This is a genomic window from Amycolatopsis circi, from assembly GCF_003385235.1.
GTDB classification, from domain to species: Bacteria; Actinomycetota; Actinomycetes; order Mycobacteriales; family Pseudonocardiaceae; genus Amycolatopsis; species Amycolatopsis circi.
In genome coordinates, this window is sequence record NZ_PQIA01000052.1 from 37,912 (window position 1) to 56,667 (window position 18,756).

General features: G+C 67.3%; 18 protein-coding genes. 10 read left to right on the forward strand and 8 right to left on the reverse strand.

Going from position 1 to position 18,756, the window contains the following annotated elements:
• Positions 1 to 18: 18 nt before the first annotated feature.
• The gene (locus D0D37_RS22485; protein WP_116202539.1) at positions 19 to 618 is read right to left on the reverse strand and encodes a CGNR zinc finger domain-containing protein; all 600 of its coding nucleotides are present in this window, start codon (positions 616 to 618) and stop codon (positions 19 to 21) included.
• A 13-nt stretch (positions 619 to 631) separates the two neighbouring features.
• Positions 632 to 1,543 carry an alpha/beta hydrolase gene (locus tag D0D37_RS22490; protein ID WP_116202540.1) on the reverse strand — a complete coding sequence of 304 codons (912 nt, stop codon included), beginning with the start codon at positions 1,541 to 1,543 and terminating at the stop codon, positions 632 to 634.
• 227 nt (positions 1,544 to 1,770) lie between these two features.
• Here D0D37_RS22490 and D0D37_RS22495 point away from each other — a divergent pair, with 227 nt between their 5' ends.
• The 3 genes from D0D37_RS22495 to D0D37_RS22505 all read left to right on the forward strand — a co-directional run bounded on the left by D0D37_RS22495 (position 1,771) and on the right by D0D37_RS22505 (position 4,051).
• Positions 1,771 to 2,706, forward strand: coding sequence for an NADP-dependent oxidoreductase (locus D0D37_RS22495; RefSeq protein WP_244223626.1), 936 nt, complete (start codon positions 1,771 to 1,773; stop codon positions 2,704 to 2,706).
• A gap of 15 nt (positions 2,707 to 2,721) precedes the next feature.
• Positions 2,722 to 3,570: an MBL fold metallo-hydrolase gene (locus tag D0D37_RS22500; RefSeq protein ID WP_208720092.1), complete on the forward strand. Its 849-nt coding sequence runs from the start codon at positions 2,722 to 2,724 to the stop codon at positions 3,568 to 3,570.
• 64 nt (positions 3,571 to 3,634) lie between these two features.
• Positions 3,635 to 4,051: a nuclear transport factor 2 family protein gene (locus D0D37_RS22505; RefSeq protein ID WP_116202541.1), complete on the forward strand. Its 417-nt coding sequence runs from the start codon at positions 3,635 to 3,637 to the stop codon at positions 4,049 to 4,051.
• Between the two features lie 190 nt (positions 4,052 to 4,241).
• Here the strand turns inward: D0D37_RS22505 and D0D37_RS22510 are convergent, their stop codons facing one another.
• Positions 4,242 to 4,964, reverse strand: a complete 723-nt coding sequence (locus D0D37_RS22510; RefSeq protein WP_116202542.1) for an alpha/beta fold hydrolase — start codon at positions 4,962 to 4,964, stop codon at positions 4,242 to 4,244.
• A gap of 96 nt (positions 4,965 to 5,060) precedes the next feature.
• Positions 5,061 to 6,035, reverse strand: coding sequence for an AraC family transcriptional regulator (locus tag D0D37_RS22515; RefSeq protein ID WP_162834394.1), 975 nt, complete (start codon positions 6,033 to 6,035; stop codon positions 5,061 to 5,063).
• A gap of 467 nt (positions 6,036 to 6,502) precedes the next feature.
• On the opposite strand from D0D37_RS22515, the gene D0D37_RS48050 reads away from it, so the two are divergent.
• The 3 genes from D0D37_RS48050 (at position 6,503) to D0D37_RS22525 (ending at position 8,668) form a co-directional block, all read left to right on the forward strand.
• A complete protein-coding gene (locus D0D37_RS48050; RefSeq protein WP_244223627.1) occupies positions 6,503 to 6,775 on the forward strand; it encodes an ATP dependent DNA ligase in 273 nt (90 codons plus the stop codon).
• Positions 6,776 to 6,779: 4 nt separating this feature from the next.
• A complete protein-coding gene (ligD, locus tag D0D37_RS48650; protein ID WP_341867992.1) occupies positions 6,780 to 7,082 on the forward strand; it encodes a non-homologous end-joining DNA ligase LigD in 303 nt (100 codons plus the stop codon).
• A gap of 257 nt (positions 7,083 to 7,339) precedes the next feature.
• Entirely contained in the window at positions 7,340 to 8,668 is a 1,329-nt protein-coding gene (locus D0D37_RS22525; protein ID WP_116202544.1) for an ApeA N-terminal domain 1-containing protein, read from the forward strand.
• A gap of 837 nt (positions 8,669 to 9,505) precedes the next feature.
• Here D0D37_RS22525 and D0D37_RS22530 read toward each other — a convergent pair.
• Positions 9,506 to 10,576, reverse strand: coding sequence for a hypothetical protein (locus tag D0D37_RS22530; RefSeq protein WP_116202545.1), 1,071 nt, complete (start codon positions 10,574 to 10,576; stop codon positions 9,506 to 9,508).
• Between the two features lie 552 nt (positions 10,577 to 11,128).
• Here D0D37_RS22530 and D0D37_RS22535 point away from each other — a divergent pair.
• Positions 11,129 to 11,659, forward strand: coding sequence for a hypothetical protein (locus D0D37_RS22535; protein ID WP_116202546.1), 531 nt, complete (start codon positions 11,129 to 11,131; stop codon positions 11,657 to 11,659).
• A 185-nt stretch (positions 11,660 to 11,844) separates the two neighbouring features.
• Complete coding sequence (locus tag D0D37_RS22540) at positions 11,845 to 12,348, forward strand: hypothetical protein (RefSeq protein WP_162834395.1); 504 nt, start codon at positions 11,845 to 11,847, stop codon at positions 12,346 to 12,348.
• 88 nt (positions 12,349 to 12,436) lie between these two features.
• On the opposite strand, the gene D0D37_RS22545 is transcribed toward D0D37_RS22540, so the two are convergent.
• Complete coding sequence (locus tag D0D37_RS22545; RefSeq protein WP_162834396.1) at positions 12,437 to 13,261, reverse strand: hypothetical protein; 825 nt, start codon at positions 13,259 to 13,261, stop codon at positions 12,437 to 12,439.
• 456 nt (positions 13,262 to 13,717) lie between these two features.
• Between D0D37_RS22545 and D0D37_RS22550 the strand changes: the two genes are divergently transcribed.
• The gene (locus D0D37_RS22550) at positions 13,718 to 13,975 is read left to right on the forward strand and encodes a hypothetical protein (RefSeq protein WP_116202549.1); all 258 of its coding nucleotides are present in this window, start codon (positions 13,718 to 13,720) and stop codon (positions 13,973 to 13,975) included.
• A gap of 238 nt (positions 13,976 to 14,213) precedes the next feature.
• Here D0D37_RS22550 and D0D37_RS22555 read toward each other — a convergent pair whose 3' ends face one another.
• Both D0D37_RS22555 and D0D37_RS22560 read right to left on the reverse strand, forming a co-directional pair.
• Positions 14,214 to 14,810, reverse strand: coding sequence for a hypothetical protein (locus tag D0D37_RS22555; protein WP_116202550.1), 597 nt, complete (start codon positions 14,808 to 14,810; stop codon positions 14,214 to 14,216).
• Between the two features lie 11 nt (positions 14,811 to 14,821).
• Complete coding sequence (locus D0D37_RS22560) at positions 14,822 to 16,111, reverse strand: NucA/NucB deoxyribonuclease domain-containing protein (RefSeq protein ID WP_162834397.1); 1,290 nt, start codon at positions 16,109 to 16,111, stop codon at positions 14,822 to 14,824.
• Between the two features lie 2,081 nt (positions 16,112 to 18,192).
• Here D0D37_RS22560 and D0D37_RS22565 point away from each other — a divergent pair.
• A partial coding sequence (locus tag D0D37_RS22565; RefSeq protein WP_116202552.1) for a toll/interleukin-1 receptor domain-containing protein occupies positions 18,193 to 18,756 on the forward strand: 564 nt, incomplete at its 3' end.

Consider the following 18,756-nt stretch of genomic DNA (forward strand, 5'->3'; position numbering starts at 1 on the left):
GGTGCTCCGGGTAGTGGTTCAGGGTTGGTGGCCGGCGCGTTTGCGGGCGCGGTGCGCTCGCAGGTTGGCCGGGTTGCCGCAGACGCGGACGTCGTGCCAGACGGCGCTGTTGTTGCGGGATCGGTCGTAGAACGCGGCCTGGCAGCGCGGGTTCCGGCAGGCCTTGAGGCGCTGCCAGGTGCCGGCGCCCTGGGCGTGGACGATCGCGATGAGGGTCAGCGAGGCGATCGCCCGCCAGCCGGTGCCGCGTGCTTCGAGCCGGACGTAGCCGTCGCTGCCGAGTTCCACAGCCGCGGCGGCGCGGTGCACGGGTGCGGGAGCGGAGGCGTCCGCGGGGTCGGCGGTGTGGCCGGCCACGACGGTGTGCAGGTCTGCGCGGAAGTTGCGCAGGGCCTCCAGGTCCCCGTCCTCGAGCGTCACCGGCGGCACCGGAGTGCCGGTGTGCGCTGCCCAGTCCTCGAGCGCCGCGTCGGCCCACTCCTGCGCCGCGCCGAGCTCGGCGAGCAGATCCGGCTGGCGGGGCCTGCCAGCGGGCTCGGTGTTGAGCAGGTTGTGCACGAAGCCGAGAGCCTGCGGCGCAGGGTGCAGCCCGTAACGGGTGATCGCGGTCCAGGTCATGCGAAAGCTCGATTCAGGTCAGGTGGCTGCCGAACCAGTCCAGCGCCGCGCGGCTGGAGCGGTCGAACCCGGCGACGTAGGGGTCGAAGTGCCCGCCGGTGATCAGCTCCAGCCGTTTGGGCTCCAGGGCCTGTTCGTAGGCCGCCAACGCGGTGTCGGTCAGCGTGATCGTGTCGTGCTCGGCCACCACCAGCAGCAACGGGGTCGGCGACACCCGCCGGATCCACGCACCCGGCTCGTACATGCGGGCCTTGCGCGTCGAGCGCACCGTGACCTTGTTCTCCCAGGCGACGCCCTCGGGCAGCGGCTGCAGGTAGAAGGCGGTCGCGTCCGGGGCCCGGTAGGACGCCGGTACCGACGGGTCCTCGCTGACCAGCGCCTGATAGCGCGGTGCCTCGCCGCGGAACCGGGCACGCTCGTCCTCGTCCAGGACGCGTTCGAGCGCGGCGACGTTCTCCGGCGCGACGCGCCGCAGCCCCTGCTCGTAGCCGTTGATGATCGGCACCTGCGCGACGACGCAGCGCAGGCGCCGGTCGGTGGCGCCGAGCACGATGGCGTGCCCGCCGGCGTAGCTGGTGCCCCAGATCCCGATCCGGTCCGCGTCGACCTCCGGCTGTGCTTCCAGGAACGAGATCACCCGTCGCCAGTCCTCGACCTGCTGCCACGGGTCGACGTCATGGCGAGGCTCGCCGCCGCTGGCGCCCAGGCCGCGATGGTCGTGCAACAGCGCGACGAACCCCGCGTCGGCGAACGCTTCGGCGTAGCGGAGCAGACCGTGCTCTTTGACGCCGCCGTACCCGTGCGCCAGCGTGATCGCCGGATGCGGCCCCGAGCCCCGGGGCCGGTACAGCAGGCCGCGCAGCGCGATCCCGCCCTCGGCCGGAATCTCCACTTCGACGCTGTCGATGGCGGCGTCCTCACTCATCAGCGACCTCCTTGGTTCTGCGTGGGCGACCGGGGCGCGGCTGCCGCGCGGTCAGCGGTCGCTCTGCGGCGCTCCACGCTTCTCCGCTGCGCAGCCAGCCGAGCCCAAGAAAGAAGTTAAATGCTTTTGACTATGTCGTCAACTGGTCGAATGAGCTTGGTTGCCTGGATCACCAGACTGGCTCCAATGTTGGACAGAAAGACTCTAAGTGTGTTTGGCTATTTCGCATGAGTGTTGCGACGATGCGAGCCGTCAGCCAGGACGACCTGGGCGGGCCGGACGTCCTCAAGGTCGTCACCCTGCCCGTCCCCGAGCCCCGCATGGGCGAGGTTCTCGTCCGGGTGCACGCCGCGAGCGTGAACCCGGTCGACGTGCACAACCGGCAGACCGGCGTGTTCGTGGGCGCGCCCCCGTTCGTGCTCGGCTGGGACGTCTCGGGAACCGTGGAGGCGGTCGGTGCGGGCGTCACCCTCTACCGGCCCGGGGACGCGGTGTTCGGCATGCTGCCCTTCCCACACGGGCACGGCGCGTACGCCGAATACGCCGTCGGCCCGGCCCGCGCGTTCGTCCCGAAACCGCCGGAACTCGACCATGTGCACGCCGCGGCCATGCCGCTGGCCGGGCTGACCGCGTGGCAGGCCCTGGTCGAGACCGCCCGTATCGGCGAAGGCTCCAGGGTCATGGTCACCGGTGCTTCCGGCGGCGTCGGGCATCTCGCGGTGCAGATCGCCGCCTCCCGCGGCGCCACGGTGATCGGGGTCGCCTCCACCGCGAACCTGGACTTCGTCCGCGCGCTCGGCGCCGACGGCGTGATCGACTACACCGCTGCCGACCTCTCCGACGCTGCCGGCGATCTCGACGCGGTCTTCGACGCCTCCGCCCGTCACGCCGCCCAGGCGCTGGACGTGCTCAAGCCCGGCGGCATTCTCGTGTCCACCCTGCCGCACACGCTCGCCCCTGTAGAAGAGGACGCCGCCGCCCGCCGCGTCCGAGCGGTCGGGCTGTTCGTCGAAGCCGACCGGCTCGGCATGACCGCACTGGCCGACCTTGCCGCCGAAGGCCGACTCGTCCCGACGGTGGCGGCGACCTTCCCGCTCGAACAGGCCGCCGCGGCGCAGTCCGCCGTCGCCGGGCCGGGCAAAACCGTCCTCACCCTCGCCTGAAGGAGGCAGAACCTGATGACACTCGGATACGACGTCCTGGTGGCCCTTCCGCCGAAGGCCGTGCTGGCCGACGGCACCTCGGTACGGCCGGTCCCCGCCTGGTCGCCGATCTCCTCCACCCTGATCCACGGAGAGCGCGACGCGATCCTCGTCGACGCCCCGCACACCGCCGAGAAGGCCCGCGAAGTGGCCGGATGGGTGGCGGATTCGGGCAAGAACCTGGTCGCCATGTACGCCACCCACGGTCACGGCGACCACTGGTTCGGCTTCGCCGAAGTGGCCAAGCGTTTCCCCGGCACCCCCGTCCTCGGCACCGCGGGGACCGTCGCGCTCGCCGAATACCAGGCCACTGCTCGCATGGACTTCTGGAAGAGCCAGTTCCCCGGCCAGATCGTCGAAAACGTCGTCGTGCCAAGCGTGATCGACGACCACGCCTTCGCCCTCGAAGGCCACGAGGTCCGCTTCGTCGAAGCCGGGGACAGCGACACCCAGGACACCACCTTCGTGCACGTCCCGGATCTCGGCCTCGTCGTCGCCGGCGACATCGTCTACAACGGCGTCCATCCGTTCCTCGCCGGCGGGGACGAACAACGACGACGCGACTGGATAGCCGCGATCGACCAGATCGCGGCGCTGAAGCCAACCGCTGTGGTCGCCGGGCACAAAGCGCCGGGCGGCGACGACGACCCCCGCCACCTCGACCGCACCCGCGAGTACCTGCGCGACGCCGAAGAACTCCGCGCAATCGCGCGCAACGCCAAGGAATTCGCCGATCTGATGACCCTGCGCCATCTCGGCCGCATCAACCCCGCCATCCTGGCCCAGTCCGCGGAACACCTCTTCCCCGGGACCACCGCGGCTTGACCTCGCGAGCCCGTTCTCTGTCCACACCGGACCATTCGCGCCATCCGCCGCAAAGGAGCAGCAGATGACCACCCAGCCCACCGTCGACCAGATCTGGACAGCCGCCTTCGCCTCCGGCGACGCCGCGGATTTCGCCCGCGCGTTCGCCGCCGACGTGGTCCTCGAAGCACCCGCACTGCGCAAACCCATCATCGGACGCGACCTGGTCAAAGAAAGCTTCGCCGCCGCAGCATCGATCTACGAGACACTCGCGTTCACCGGCACCATCTCCACGGGCAACCGCGCCTGCATGACCTGGGAAGGCACCACGTTCGACGGAACTTCCTTCAGCGGCAGCACCCTCCTCACTACCGACGAGAACGGCAAGATCAACCACGTTGTCGTCCAGCACCGGCCGTTGGACTTCCTGCTGACCTTCTCCCGCGAACTCGGCAACCGACTCCACGGGATCATCGACGCCGACTGGTTCCACACTCCCTGACCCGCAGAGACGAAAACGGCCGCCGCGGCGGAAGTCCCAGAGGCACACTGTTGATCCGCGAACGCGTCGACGGTCGCGATCAGCCGTCGACTCTGACGTTGACGGCAGCGGATCGCCTGTCCTAGAGCGGAACTTGTCCGGCCCTGCCCGAGCGGAACCGGGGCGGGCAGGGCCGGACGCCGGGGATGGATCAGTCGCGGCCCGCCTCGATGAATTTGCGCGCGGTGGACGCCGGGTCGGTCAGCAGGACTTCGTGGCTGCCTGGCATGCCGACGAGCCGGAAGACGCCGAGCCGGTTTGACAAGCGCGGGTGGCGGCCCCAGTCGCCCTGGGTGATGTCGTTGTCCTCGTACGGCGCGAGGTAGCTGAACCGCGGGGGCACGTTCTCCCAGCCCGTCATGTCGGCCGGGTCGGTGAAGGCCCCGTAGGGCTGGGGGCGCAGCGCGTCGTAGACCTGCTGGGCGTGCTCCGCGGTGCCGTCGTTGAAGAAGGCGTCCCGCCACACGGGGAACGGCAGGACGACCGAACCGTCCCCGCGCTCGCGGGCGCTGGCTTCCAGGGCAGTCCGCAGGTGAGGCGGGATTTCGTCGACGAGCGCCCGCCCGTGTTCGGGGACGAACGCGGCGAAGTAGACCAGGCGGCGGACGCGGTCGGGGAGTTCGATCGCGGCGCGGGAGATCAGGTATCCGCCCCAGCTGTGTCCAATGAGGACGAAGTCCCGCAGGTCGTGTTCGCGGATGTAGTCGACGATCGGCCGCGCGGCGCCGCGGAGATCGACGTGCTTGTCGTCGGCCGGTCCCAGGCCGCCCGCGGTCGGCGTGTGCACCTCATGGCCGGCGGCCTCCAGGTGCTCCCGTACCGGATTCCAGAGTTCGCCGTAGTGCCAGGCGCCGTGCACGAGAACGAATTTCATCGGTGCTCTCCGCTCGTGGTCGAGGAGGTTTCGGCCAGAGTGTCGGCGGCGCCCCGGAGCGCCGGCTATCGCGATCGCGCGAGCCGGCTGGCGGATTCACGCACGGCGCTCGGCCAGCACCGCCGACGGCGGGCGGCCGAACCTGGCCTTGAAATGCCTGGCGAACTCCCCGAGGTGGAGGAACCCGACGGCGTACGCCACGTCCGTCACCGTGGTGGTGCCGGGGGCGGCGGAGGACAACATGGCGTGCGCCCGGTCCAGCCGAGCCGCCCGCAGCCACTGGACCGGGGTGGTGCCCAGCTCGCGGCGGAACGCCTCCTGAAGACTGCGGACGCTCACCCCGCAGTGGCGGGCCACCCCGGCGACCGTGAACGGTTCGGCCAGATGATCGCGCAGGTAGTCCAGTGCCTGGTTGAGCCGGGCCGAGGGCATCCGGCTCCCGGGACGCGCGAGCGCCTCGCTGCGGTTGTGCGGTTGCGTCAGCAGCAGCGACTCGATGACCAGCTGCTCGATCTGCCACGCCATCCGCGGCCGGACGAGGGCGTCGGCCATTTCGACCGCGCTCTGCAGCAAGCCCGCCAGGCGTCGCACGTCCTGATGGACCTCGAGGTCGAAGTGGATCGGCGCGACCTCTCCCAGCAACGCGGCCGCGGCAGACTCCACGCGGCGGCGGTCGAGCCGGACGATCACCTGGTCGAACCGCGGGTGGATGCGGAACTCGAAGTCCAGGTGCGGACCGACGAGCACCTCGCGGCCGGGTTCCGCGATCGCCTCCGCGCCGCCGTAGGAGAACGCGGCCCGCCCGGCTACCGGCAGGACCAGGAGGTAGTCCTCCCTCGACGGGCCGGCCGGAGACACCCTCACCTCGGCCCCGTAACAGAGGCGGTTCACCGACAGGTCTCCCAGGCTCACCCGGTCCAGCCGGGCGTTCACCCGCGCGCCGCGGCCGAGTCCCAGCTGGTGCGGCCGCAGGGCCGACGTGCACACGTCCCGCGCCTCGTCGGGATCCGCCGACGCCAGCACCCGCGACCCGCATTCGGTGACCCGACGGGCAAGCAGCGACGTACTCATGGCAGATCCCCACATGACGACGAATCGTGGGAGGGATCGTAGTCGCGCGCCGTCGACGAGGCATCCTATCGGCGCGTCACGATCTCGCAGGCCGATCCGCACGACGCGGTAACCACTCCCACGGCTCCGACTTAGCCCGGAGGCCCGGTGCTGTCGAAGGCACGCAACGACACCGCCCTCCCAGTCGGTCCCGAATGCCGAATCGGTTGTCCGTTCGAAACGCTCAGAGCATCGCCAACGAATCTCGATCGTAGTTTGCCATCGGAGCGGCTGTTCGTACGAACGCGCGGCGTCAAGACGAACGCTGTTCCAGACCTGGTGCTGCGAGCGACGACGCAGTCACCAAGCAGGAATTCACCACGTTCGTACATGTCGGCCTACCAATACCTGGCCAAGGCCGCCTGGACGGCACGCTCGGCGGGCTGCTGCTCGTCGCGCACGACCCGGCCACCGGAAACCTGGTCTACATCGGCGACGTCGGCACCGGCTGGTCCGACGCCGCCCGCGCCGCCCTCGCACAGCGCCTGGCCTCCCTGGAACAGGACCACAGCCCGTTCACCCGGCCGATTCCCCGCGCCGACGCCGCCCGCGCGCGATGGGTGCGGCCCGTGCTCGTAGGCGATGTCGTGTATCGACAGTTCATCGCTGACGGACGGCTGCGCCACACGGCCTGGCGGGGAGAACGGCCCGACCGCGACGCCGCCGACGTCCAGACCCCCGAACCCACCCGCGGCAGGTGACGCCATGGCAGGCCGGACGATCACCGTCCAGGTGGGACAACGCCGACTTGCACTGTCCAACCTGGTCAAGTGCCTCTACGGCGACGGATGCACGAAAGGCGAAGTCGTTCGGTACTACACGAACATCGCGCCGGTGCTCCTGCCTCACCTCCACGGCAGACCGACCGCATTCGTGCGCTGGCCCGACGGCACCGCAGGCGACGCCTTCTTCGAGAAGGACTGCCCGCCGGTGCCCCGGACTGGATCCGGACCGTCGAGCTGCCGCGCTCGAGTTCGCGGGTCTGCACTACGGTCACCTCTGCCGTGATCGTGCGCGCGACAGGGCCGCCGACGAGGCTGCGGCCGAGCTGGGATTTCGCGGTGTCAGTTCGGGCTGCAAGGACACTCAAGAGGAGGGGCAACCGATGATGCGACCGGCGCACCCCAGTGGAGGCTTGAGATGGCGCTAATGGATCCGATGCTCGCCCTCCGGAGGAACACGCCATGCGAAAGGGAAGTCGCCACCTCGTGCGCGTTCGCCTTGCTCTTGGGCGAAACGCTTTCGACAGGTAGCGCGGTGTCGCGGTGAACAAGAATCCGCTGCTGCCCGCGGGTGAGTATTCGCTTGAGTGGCGACTCGCCGACGGCTCTTCGGTGTCCGGCGTGCTGACTCTGGCAGGCGAGGAGAACGTCACCGGCATGGCCTACGACTTGCCGGCCGAGCCGCCTTCGGCGGACATCACAGCGAAGATCGATCCGTCGTGGACCGCATGGGAGCCCGGCATCAAGCCGTACGGGGTGGTCCGCGGGCAACTACGCAACAACCTCGACGTCGTATTCCCCGAGGCTTACGTCTCCCATCAGCTGCCGGGGCAGTCCATGCTGCTGGCCGAACTCGCCATCGTCGGGCCGAGACTGAGTGAGAATACCGAACTGGTCTTCGACGAGATCACCTTCCAGGCAGGCGGCCTGACCGAGCTGTCTGGTGTGACTCCGCTCAAGACCTACCGGTACATCACACGATTCGACGACGGTGAGCCCTTTGGCGGGACGTGGAACGCTGATTCCACCCAGGAGTGGACTCGCGCAGACGGCGACACGATGAGGCTGCACTACCTGGCGTCGTTCACCGCGCCGCAGTTGCACAAGCTCTCGTTCACCACGGTGCCAGTAGTCACGGTGACAGGCAGGGCTCGGTCGCTTCGGGATTGGATGAGTACCTACGTCCGCCCCGTCGCCGAACTGACGTCCTTCGCCACCGGCAAGCCTCAGCCCGTGACGTTCGCCAGTGTCAGGATCGGCGGCCGCGACGAGTCCTCCGTTTACGGACGGGAGTTGACCCAACAGCGCTACGAAGCCGAACGCCCTCCACCCGGTGCGCTGCAGGCACTGGTGCACTGCGGACCCGGCGGTGCCTCATTGACCGAACTGCTCGCCGGATGGGGCGATCTGAAAGACCGCTATGTCACCTTCGCCGACTACTTCACCTCGATCAGCACCACTCCTCTGCCCGTGACGTCCCGGTTCATCGCACTGGTCGCCGCGCTGGAGAGCTTCCACGGTGCCGATGACACCGGCAGCACTAAACTCGATCTGCGGCAACGGCTCCAAGCCCTCGCCGACCGGCTGCCCGACGAGATTCGGGGACGAATCGCGAACGCGGTGAACCCGCTTCCCGATGTGCTGCAGGGGATTCTCCAGCAGCCGATGAATGTCTGGCACATCATGGGCAAAGCGCGCAACAACCTCGCTCACGGCAACATTCGCCAGACTGACGAGCAGCTGACGATGTTGACCCGCCTTGGACACACCCTCGCTGTCGCGCTGGTGCTGCACACCTTCGGCGTTCCCCCGCGCGCCTGGCAATCGCGATCGATCGCGGCGACTGGCCTTTTCTGTAACAAAAAGCCCTAAAGCACCGTGGCCTCCCGTCGCGTGCGACTAGGTAAGGGGTGTGCTCAGCAGTTCGGACATCCGCGCACTCGACTTCGGGCATTGACAACCGGCCCGTTACTGAGATCAGAACTGTGTAGCGCCATGGGGTCAACCGGTCAACGCGAAAGCCTGTCTACAACAGGCCTTCGTAGCCGGCGGCGGCCGTGCGCTGGAGCCATGCGGCGGTGAAGCGTCAGCTCATCATCGCGGGAACACCCGGTCGGCCGGACGAGTACTACCGCCTCGTGCACGTCCACTGCCAACGCCGCTTACAACCGGCACCGGAATGAGCACAGTCAGCATCTGCAAGGCCAGTACGCCCCAGCGGCCTGCTTGAGCCGTGGTGCGGGGAAATCCGCTCGCCCGGTTCTGAGGGTAGCGGGGACGCAGCAATGCGTCCCCGCTACCCGACACAGATAGAGCGCACAGTCACAACGGTGTGACTGACCGCGCTATCTGTACACCGGCAGCGGGAGCCGACCTGCATCGGCCGGACGACTTGGACGCTGTAGTTGTCACCAGTTAGCCCTCGTGGTTGCCACAACGCGCGCGCGGTTGCCTGAGCGTCGCGAAACCTGTCGGCGGCGGGCATGTGGTGGTCCGCTGCCTCGGTCCGGTTGTCGTCCTGGACACAACGATCTCGCCGGTGAAGGTCCGCGAGTGCGTCTTCGGTGATCCGGTGTCAGCGCACCTGCCCCTGGCTTCTGCACGATTGGACGGTGAACGGGACTCCGCTCGCAGCCGGGTGGCCGGAAGGTCGCTGGAGGTTGCCAGGTCGTGTGGGTCAACGAAGTCAGCGATTGGTCGTGCCGGGTGCTAGATGATGTTGGTGTTGGCCTTTTGGGCCAGAGCCCAGACGTAGTACCAGGTGTCCTGGCGAAGTGCTCGGGTGTCGTTCTCTGCTGCGGCGTGGATGATGCCCCACACGCCGCCGGTCGCGCCGAGGGCCGCGATCGCGGCTTGTAACGCCGGCCCGTACACGGCCGCCAGCGTCGCCCCGACCGATCCGATCACAGCGCCGGTGACGCCGACGGCCTTCTTCCTCCGCGCTGTCTCCATTTCGGAACGTGTCGACCGAACGTGGTCTTTGATCTCCAAACCCAGCTTGAGGAGTTCGCGGTCCGATTGGACAGCGTTGAGCGCCGTGTCCATGTCCAGGAGGCTCTGGCGCAGGAAATCTCGGAAGCTCGAGTACGAAGTGAATTCCTCAATGGTGATTTCGCTGAAGCTGCGGAGGTCAACCCCTGCGACGAAGGGCAGATCGATTCGCAGCACCGGGCGGACAAGTTGACTTTTGATCGGCTCCGCGCCGGACGCGTCTATCGCCCGGCCGTCGCTGATCAAGTAATCGATGGCGCCGACCGGAGCGCGTTCCGTGTGGCCTTCGCTGGGAAAGCTGTAGCTTTCGTAGACTGAACTCGAGTAGCGGGGCAGGTACCACGCCAGTCCCGCTTTGAGCAGCGGTTCGGCGTCAAGGATCCATCGTCCCAACTCGGCAAGGTCGGGACAGTTCATCCCGTACCGCGTGGTCCTGAGCGAAAACCCACCGTCATTGTGGCTCGACTCGCCCAGGTGATGGTACTCATCCGTCCGGTCGTGCGAGAGAAGAAGAGTGTCCGACACGAGCGCAACGCGCTTGGTGAGTTCGGCGAACGAAATGCCGCCTGCTGTCGACAGGCCGATGTAGAAGCGAGACCTCCGCTGCCGTTTGTCGTCCACGAGCTTGGATGTCGCCGGGTTCCACAGAGACCGGCCGTATTCTTTCGCGATGGCCTCCGGTTTTGATCGGTCATTGCCACCTGCACTGTTCTCGAGGTGCTTGAAGAACTTCCTCATGCTGCGGGCGACCGTGTCGTTCTGGACTACTCCCTGCCTGCGGCGGAACATGTGATGACGATAGCCGCTGCACGCTCGACAGGATCCCTCTGGAGCCAGCCCCCAGAACCTGCGATTGCGCGATGGGACTGTCCGGCGCCCCAGTTCGCCCGCGGCCATCCGCTTGCCTCAGCAGAACACTTGTCCTCCCACTGCCCTCGCGACCGGGCCTGGCTGCGCCGCTGCCATGTCCGATGGCAGCGGCGCAGCGAGAATTCACGGCAAGGCGGCGGACGAATCACCGCGAAGAAGCCACAAGCGGGCCGATGGTAGATCGCGTAGTCAATCAGACCAGGGTTCTGGGAGGGAACAGTTGTCGTCTGCGCGCACGGCCGGACGCCGCAGTGACGGATTGCGTGGTCAAGTGACAGATAGCGTGGTCAGTCACAGCGATCCCGCACCAACCCCTGGATTTTCCCGGCGCGCATGGTCGTTCAGCACCCCGCCCAATGCCGAGTGGAAGCGCCCGCCTCCGGCCCCGGGACAGCATCCCGAACCTGCGGTCATCGCCTCGACGACGAACCCGGCCCGCCGGACAGGACAGCTACAGCGCAGCTGTCGTATTTGCTGGAATTCCAGGACGGGCTGCTGGCCCGGCTGCATCTCGACCACGGCGCAGCAACCGCAGACCCGCACGCCGGAAGCCGGTACTTCTACGACCTGCACCTGATCATGCGGCTCGTCCGCGGGTCCTGGCCCTTCGCGGCGCAGTTCGCGCCGCCGCACATCGACCTCGACACGATCGACGACCACGTCGGCCGCCTCCGGCACGAGACGACGACGAACCGCGCGGCCGGGGAACCCGCCCGCAACCAGGCGCTGAGGGGCGGACCGCCGCACGACCCGCACACATGCGCCCACCTGCTGGCATTCGCCGGGCACCTGCGCGCGCAGAGCGACGCGCTGGGCGCGCTGGTGTCCTCAGTGGACGGCGGAACCCCCTGGACCCGGCATCTGGAGACGTTCCTGCGCCGCTGCTCGGCAGCGGTGCAGACCGTCGCCGGCTCCGTCGTGCAGGAACAGCTGCCGAACAATCACACCGGCCGACGCGGCACCGCCCGCCCTCGCCGCGCACAGCCGCGTGGCCCGGGCTGAAACGACCCCTGGCCATCGATCCCCGCCTGGTCTCGCACTACCTGGCCGAACAGCACATCCAGCCGCTCACCACACTCGTCCCCGAAGCGGAGCTCGCAGCGCGCATCGTGCATCGATTCGCCGCGGTCACGGCCGTCCGGTCCGCCACGAGACTGTCCCACCCCGCAGCGGCAGCAGCACTGAACTTGCCACCCAGCTGGGCCCGCTACGCGAACGTGCTCGTCCGCCGATGGAGCACTCAGAACGGGGCCGAAGCCGAACTCGCGGCAACGATGCAGGCTGTCATCGACCGGCTCAACGACGCACCTCCCGACATCGACTACCGACGCCGCCGGGTCGCCCTCCACGGCTGGCTGATCCCCGAACACATCTGGACAGCCGCAACCGAGCCACTCCGAAACCTGCCCCGGCCGGCGACCGACTTCGGCCCCTGCAAACGCCACGCCGCCTCGCTGCTGCTCTGGACGGTCATCACCAACGGCGACTACCAGGCCGCCCACCTCTACCGCCATCGGAGATGGACCGCACCGCAAGATCACCAGTTCCTCCGGCTAGCGCAGCGACTGATGTGCGAATTCACCAACCTCACCAGGCACTCGAGACACGTCATGAACCTGCTCGACGCGCTAACCCCGTACCGGATCCGTCTCGAACGCTCCATCGACACCAAGACCACGACTCGTCAGTGACAGAAACCGTGATCAGGTAACAGATAACTTGATCCGTCACAAGCGTCCGTTCGGCGCCTTCCAGGTGCGAGAGTGTCTGGTGTCCGGTTCATACGTCGAGGATCGTGTCCTTCCTGCCGCCGCACAACGCCAGGCCATCGCGGGTGCGCCACACGCGGTAGGCGCGGGCAATGCCCCTGTAGGAGGTATAGACCTGAGCGCACATCCCGTTATCGAGCACAACCACGTGGTGGCCGTCGTAGCGGGCTACGGTCGCGTCGCGTTGCAGATTGCGCCGGAGAACGTCGCTGATCTGCGCAACGGAGCCGCGAGCTAGGCCCATCTTGTTGCCCCACGATTGTTTGAGCGTCCAGTGCTCGGCTCGCAGCGTTGCCTCATCGATGATGAGCGTCTTCGGGACCGCCACCTCAATGAAGACATCCAGCGCTTGGTCCACGCTCAAGTGTTCTTGCGAGCTATAGATCTCGCCCTCACGCGTTGGCTGCGAAAGCCTGTACCTGCGGCGTGATGAGACAGGGTCGTTACCTCGTGGTTCATGTCGGGTCTCGCCACGAACTGGTGGGCTCATGCCCAGCCTGCGCTCGATCTCCTTGACGAGCGGCGTCGCGCCCCAGGCGGGCCACATCCGGGCCACGTCCGTCGCGACTTTGTACGCCTCGTGGAGCAGTCGTTCCTCATCCCAGCCGGTCAGCTTGAGCGCGACGGCTTCGGTCGTCGCGCCGGTGACGGTGGGGTCGCACTTGTCGCAGCCGTCGGCGTCCTCAGGGAACACCATCCAGTTGATGATGTAGAGCGCTCCGCAGGCTGGGCAGAGCCACAGATTCCGGCCGACCTCGGCAGCGAGGCCGTCTTCGTCGTTGTTCGCGGTGCCGTCGGACCGCAGTTCCCCACCGCGCGCGTCGGCCACTTCCACGCCGCGGCCGCTGAGCCTCGCTACAGCCCGATCGCCACGCAACAACCGGGCGAGACGCGATCGCATTCCCGTCATGGGGCTTTATTTACCGCGAGGCAGTCGGGACCGGTCCCAGGGCTTACGGAACACCTGACGCGAAGGCCAACAGCCGCGCGGCTCGGACCGACACAGATCCGGCCGCTTGAAACAGCGTGTCGCCCACCCAGACCTCCGGCTAGTCGTTCAGCGACTTCCGCCAGCGGCCCCGGCATGCTCGCCCACACCGTCGCCACCAGGGCTCTGGTCTCGGCTAGCCGGAGGCGTGCTTGGGATCTTCCAAACACGCTCGCGCCTGCCGAACGCACCTCTGATGCATCGACGCCCGGAACTTCAGATCGTGCGGTGACAGATGCCGTGATCAAGTGACAGATAGCGTGATCCGTCACAGCGCCAGACGAGACCGGACGGAGAAAACTCGTGGCCGAGACTGTCGAGGCATCCCCGACCGCGGCGGCAGCCGGCGGCGGCACTGCGCTCGCGCACTACCGCGAAACCACCGGCTCCTCCGTCGTCTACGCGGTTCACTCCGACGGAATAGTCACGTACCACAACGGTGACGTCGTTCGCGCCTCGACGATCATCACGGCTGACACGCTCCGCAACATGACTGAGACCGGATCGGTCGAACCCTCGTCCCCGCCCCTGCGATCGTCGAGCGACCCTTCACAGGCCTAGGTCGTCGCCCGCGTCGCGAACGCGGCGGCTGCCCTGGTCGAATCTTGCGCTCAAGCACGCCGCGCGGGCCAACTCCCTTGCCGGTAACTGACCGCGCCCGCGCCGGCGGAGTGACGACCGTGACGTGGCGGACACGAGACGACGCCACTCGGCCGGAGAGTCGGACGGTCCGGCGAAGAAGGAGCTGCTGCTTCAGACCTGTCTCGCGGTCAGCGCTGTTCGGTGCCGCGGTAATGGGCTAGGGGTCGCGAGGGTCGTGGCTGGCGAGAGCCTGGATTGCGTCGGCGAACTGCTGCTGCTCGGAGCCCTCCGGGTATCGACGTCCCGGAGCGTCGATCTGGTCGCGGGTGTCCGACGGCGGCGCGGGCCAGAACTGGATGAGGAACCGCTCCGCGCCGCGCAAAGGCCCCGTTGCCGCGCCTTCGTCGACGCGGCGAGACCTGGCGGCTTCCGCGTCCTGCCGGATCCGGTCGCGGTCGCCGGTGTGGGCGCGGACGCGGTAGAACCCCGGTCCGCCGAGGTCGAAGCGGGCGAGCGGGTACTCGCGGATGGTGCGCCAGAGGCAGAGCCTGCCGGTCGAGAACCAGGTCAGGGCTTCGCTGGCGGTGGCCCAGTCCGCGGCGGGCGGCGGCTCGCCGTCCCAGTACTCGAGCAGTGCTTCCGGGGCGTTCCACACCCCGGAGGCACTGCTCAGGCTCACCTGCTGCTCGGTGGCGTGCAGCCACCCGTCCGTCTCCGGCGGCACGATGTCGCGGTCCACCGCGTCGTCTTCGATGAACAGCGTGGAGTAGTCCAGTTCGAACTCGCCGGCGAAGCGGCGCAGCAGCGTGGCCATCAGACCTTCAATCAGCCGATGATGTTGACGTAGAACGTGTCCTGAAGCTTGTACAGGATCCTGCTGGACTGGTAAAGCGCTTGCAGGTCGTTGCCGCCCCGCCCGTTCTGCCGTCCGTCGATGTACTTCACGGAGAAGTCCCACACTGGGCTCGCCGCGCCCTCCATCGTCGACGCGAACGGGTACTCGTCGCACTGTTCGTCCGGGTCGTGCGGTGTGGGGATTTTGGGGCAGGCCTTGTCTTTCTCAGCCCGGTTCGGTCCGGTCTCGCCCTCGGGGATCCGGTGCAGGCCAGGTTTGGTCGAGTCGCCGTAGAAGTACTTGCCCGGGATCAGCTTGGGGTGCGGCTCGGGCGGGAAGGTCGTGTCCGGTGCGTCCAGCGCCTGGCGAAGGTGTGCGGCGTACTCGGGAAGCAAACCGGAGTACACCGGCAGCCAGGGAATCACGTCGGAACTGATGCACGACTTGGGGTCGTAACGGAAGTAGGGTGCGGAGTCGCACCGCATCCCGTTGTCCGGGCTGTCGGCGGTCCACTCGTTGCCCGGTTCCGGCGTGTGCACGCCGGTGGTGATGTGCCACTTGTGGTTCGACACCTTGTCGAGCGCGGTGCTCTTGGTCTCGTCGGAGTCGATGTTCCAGCTGGTCCACTGCCCGATGCCGACGTGGCGCTGCCAGTCCTCCAACGGCAGCGTGAGCGGGCCGTAGTTGGTGCTGCAGCCCGGATCGCCGATGGCAGCGCAGACTGGGCCGACCGTCAGCTGCGTGGTCAGGGCGTTGCCGTAGTCGCCCCAGTTGTCGCCGGCGAACGTCGGCTGCAGCCAGAAGGTGTTCGTGCGGATCTTGTAGTTGCCGACCGCCGCCGCGATCCATTTCAACGTCACTTCGCCGCTGAGCGTGGTGCCACGGTACGCGCGCGCCTTCAAGCCGAAGCGCTGACACCAGAATAGACGGTGGAATACGTGCCCGGCAGCGGATTCCGAACGCGGATCGTTCTTGCACAGGTTCAGCAAGAATTCAGGAAGTTCCCCGGCCAGCATCGGTTTGCCGGCCGGGCGGTCCGCCAGTTCGGCAACGGCTTTCCGGAACTCCGGCGTGGCCTGCTCAGGCGACGGCTCGTTGCCCTTCGCCGCAGCAGCCGCGAGAGCGCCCTCTGCTGTCGCCGGGTACGCCGGACCTGGTTGCAGCGGTTTCCCGTCGAGATCGGTGATCTCCACCCGGATCTGCGAGCCGGGCGGCAACGCCGTTTGCGCAGCGGCCGCGTGGTTCACGCTGAGCGCGACGGTTCCCGCGAGCGCGGTCACCGCGATGAGCGCACGTCTGAGTCTTCGCCGTTTCATATGCACAAAAATCACACCCCTCTGGGATCAGGCATCACAGCGCGACCGTGGCGCGAATGCAGGTTGCCCAGATCCCCTCGTATGCGAATGAGCGACACCTGTCTACCGGTATCGGACACGGGCGTCAAGAACGGTCCGCGACCCGATTAACCAGGCTCGAAATCTGCTGGGGCTAATGCGCTGCGAGACGACAATCGGACTATCGCGTTCGTGCGTTCGCGAACAATCGGAAACATGCGGAAAATAGTCGGCAACGTCGGGCAGCGACAGCAACTTCGCATGCTTAGCGGCAGCTGAGGTCCGCACAAGGCACTGGATACCGACATCTGCCGCTCCCAGCAGCGGCAGGCAGACTTGCACCGGCGGCGAACTCCATACGCGCCTGATCGCTGCGGTACGCCCGCTCGAGGCCGGCCGCCAGAAGTCGCTCAGCCGGAGCCGCGACAAGGAAAAGTGGTGCGGCCGTGCGCGACAGAACAAGAACAGGCGCCAATTGCCGGCGTCCGCTGCGATATTCGTCTCTGACAGTGACTGCCTGAAGCGGAACAGGCGCGGATCTGGTCCCGAATCCAGGCAGGCGCAGGCCTGATGAGCGGCCAGGTCGATCGCCACGGTCAACTCAGCGGCGTCGATCTCACCGCACGACTGCCGCAGCAGCGCGAGCCCGTCGCCGTGGGCAGCCCTCTCGCGACGGAAGTCGCGCGCCGGCGCGGATTCGCGACAACCCGGCGTCGGGTCAGACCGGTTCGCAGACGACGGTGCGGGCGTAGTCGTTTCTCGCCAGCGCGGACGCGGCCGTCACAGAGCACAACCCGGGCGACCAAGCTCACGCGTTCGGACGAAGCGTCGCTCGGCGGCTGCGAGCGCCCCGGACGCGAAGAGTCCGGCAGGTGACGCGGACTGACACGGCGAGGCAAGGACGAAGCCTCGTTGCACTGCAGACCATCGGCGACTTTGCGGTGTGCGCCAATCAGAGTGCCTAGGCCGACGCTCAACGATCGGGAGACTGCAAGCACGACCGGCGGCGAACAGTGGCGGCTGGGGCATGTCACCGAACCGCACCGTTAGACACGTTGTCCGCGGACAAACCCTGCCTGTTACAAGAGAAGGCGTCCCCTCCGCGATCGGGGACGCGTCTCGGCGAGAGACGACCCGGCCCCTGCGCCTGGCGAGCTGAGCTCACCGTCCGCACGGGCGGATCGGTCGCCTGCGAGCAGCAGGTGCCGCCAGACCTCCTTTCTCGGCCTTCCGCCCCTGCCACCCGTCGGCCAACCTCAAACGAGTGCTCCATCTCGAGCCCCGACCTGGCAGGAAAGATCGCACTGCCGCCTAGCCCCTTGCACGTGCGCTGACCGCGTGGGTTCTCAGCGGTTCCGCCGCCCTTGCTGTCCAGGCGGAACCGAACGATCTCGGCGTCGTGCCCAACCTCGACCCGGCGAATCCGGGCTGCCAGCCCTTCACCGGCAGCGTGATCGGACCGTTGGCGGCGCTGCAGCTCGGACCGCAGGAAACCGGAGCCGGAGCTCGACCGGCGTGATTCTCCCGCGGCCTGCTCGCCATACCGCCCGGCCACTTACAGTTACCCGTCGGCTGCAGCAGATGCTTCCGTACACCACGCGAGTGAATGCGGCCGCCTCGCCATGATCGGCGTGTAATCGTTCGCCAGACTCGCAATTTGCACACCAGTCGAGCCCCGGAATGCGAGTTCCCAGGATACGAGAAGAACGATGCTGCCCCCGGCTGGAGTGTTTCAAGTCAGAAATATGACAAATACTCGACACCGTTCAGCAGTCCTCGAAGAGTCCGCTGGTCGATACGCAGCCATATTGGCATCATTGCTGGTTGACACCTTGCCGACAAGCCGGTCATGGATCGAAGTCAACACGCTGAACGCGCGACCTGCACTGCAGATGCACGTGCAGCCGCAATGCACGGTTCGCGGGAATTCCCGGTCGAGTGCAGTGTTACCAGCTGCAGACAAATTGAGATTTTCCGCTGCTACATTCCCAAGGAAATGGAGCACGACCCGCCTGGACGGCGCTGACGTGAGCGAGGTTGCCATTTCCGTATCCGACGACGCAGTCGAACCGGCCGGCCAGCAAGGGCGGCCGGTCCGAGTGTTCGTCTCCTACTCCCACGACTCCGCCGAGCACAAGCAGCAGGTCCTGTCCTTGTGTCGGCTGCTCAGGCATCTGGGTGTCGACATCCGTGTCGACGAGTGGGACACCGACCGTCGGCGCGACTGGTACACGTGGATGACCGAGCAGATCGAGTTCGCCGACTTCATCGTCGTCATCGCCTCCCCCGGCTACCGGGAAGCAGCCGACGGCCTGGGGCCGCCCGAACGGCACCGCGGAGTCCAGACCGAAGCCGCTCTGCTGCGCGATCACCTGCACAGCGACCGTGTCGGCTGGCTGCCGAAGATGCTGCCGGTGATCCTCCCCGGCAGGTCGATCGCCGAGATCCCGCTGTTCCTCCAGCCGTTCTGCGCGGACTTCTACACGATCGGCCAGATCAACCTGCACGGCAGCGAAGAACTGCTGCGCGTCCTGACCGGACAGCCCGGCTACGTCTGCCCACCGCTCGGGCCCATCCCCGCCCTGCCGACC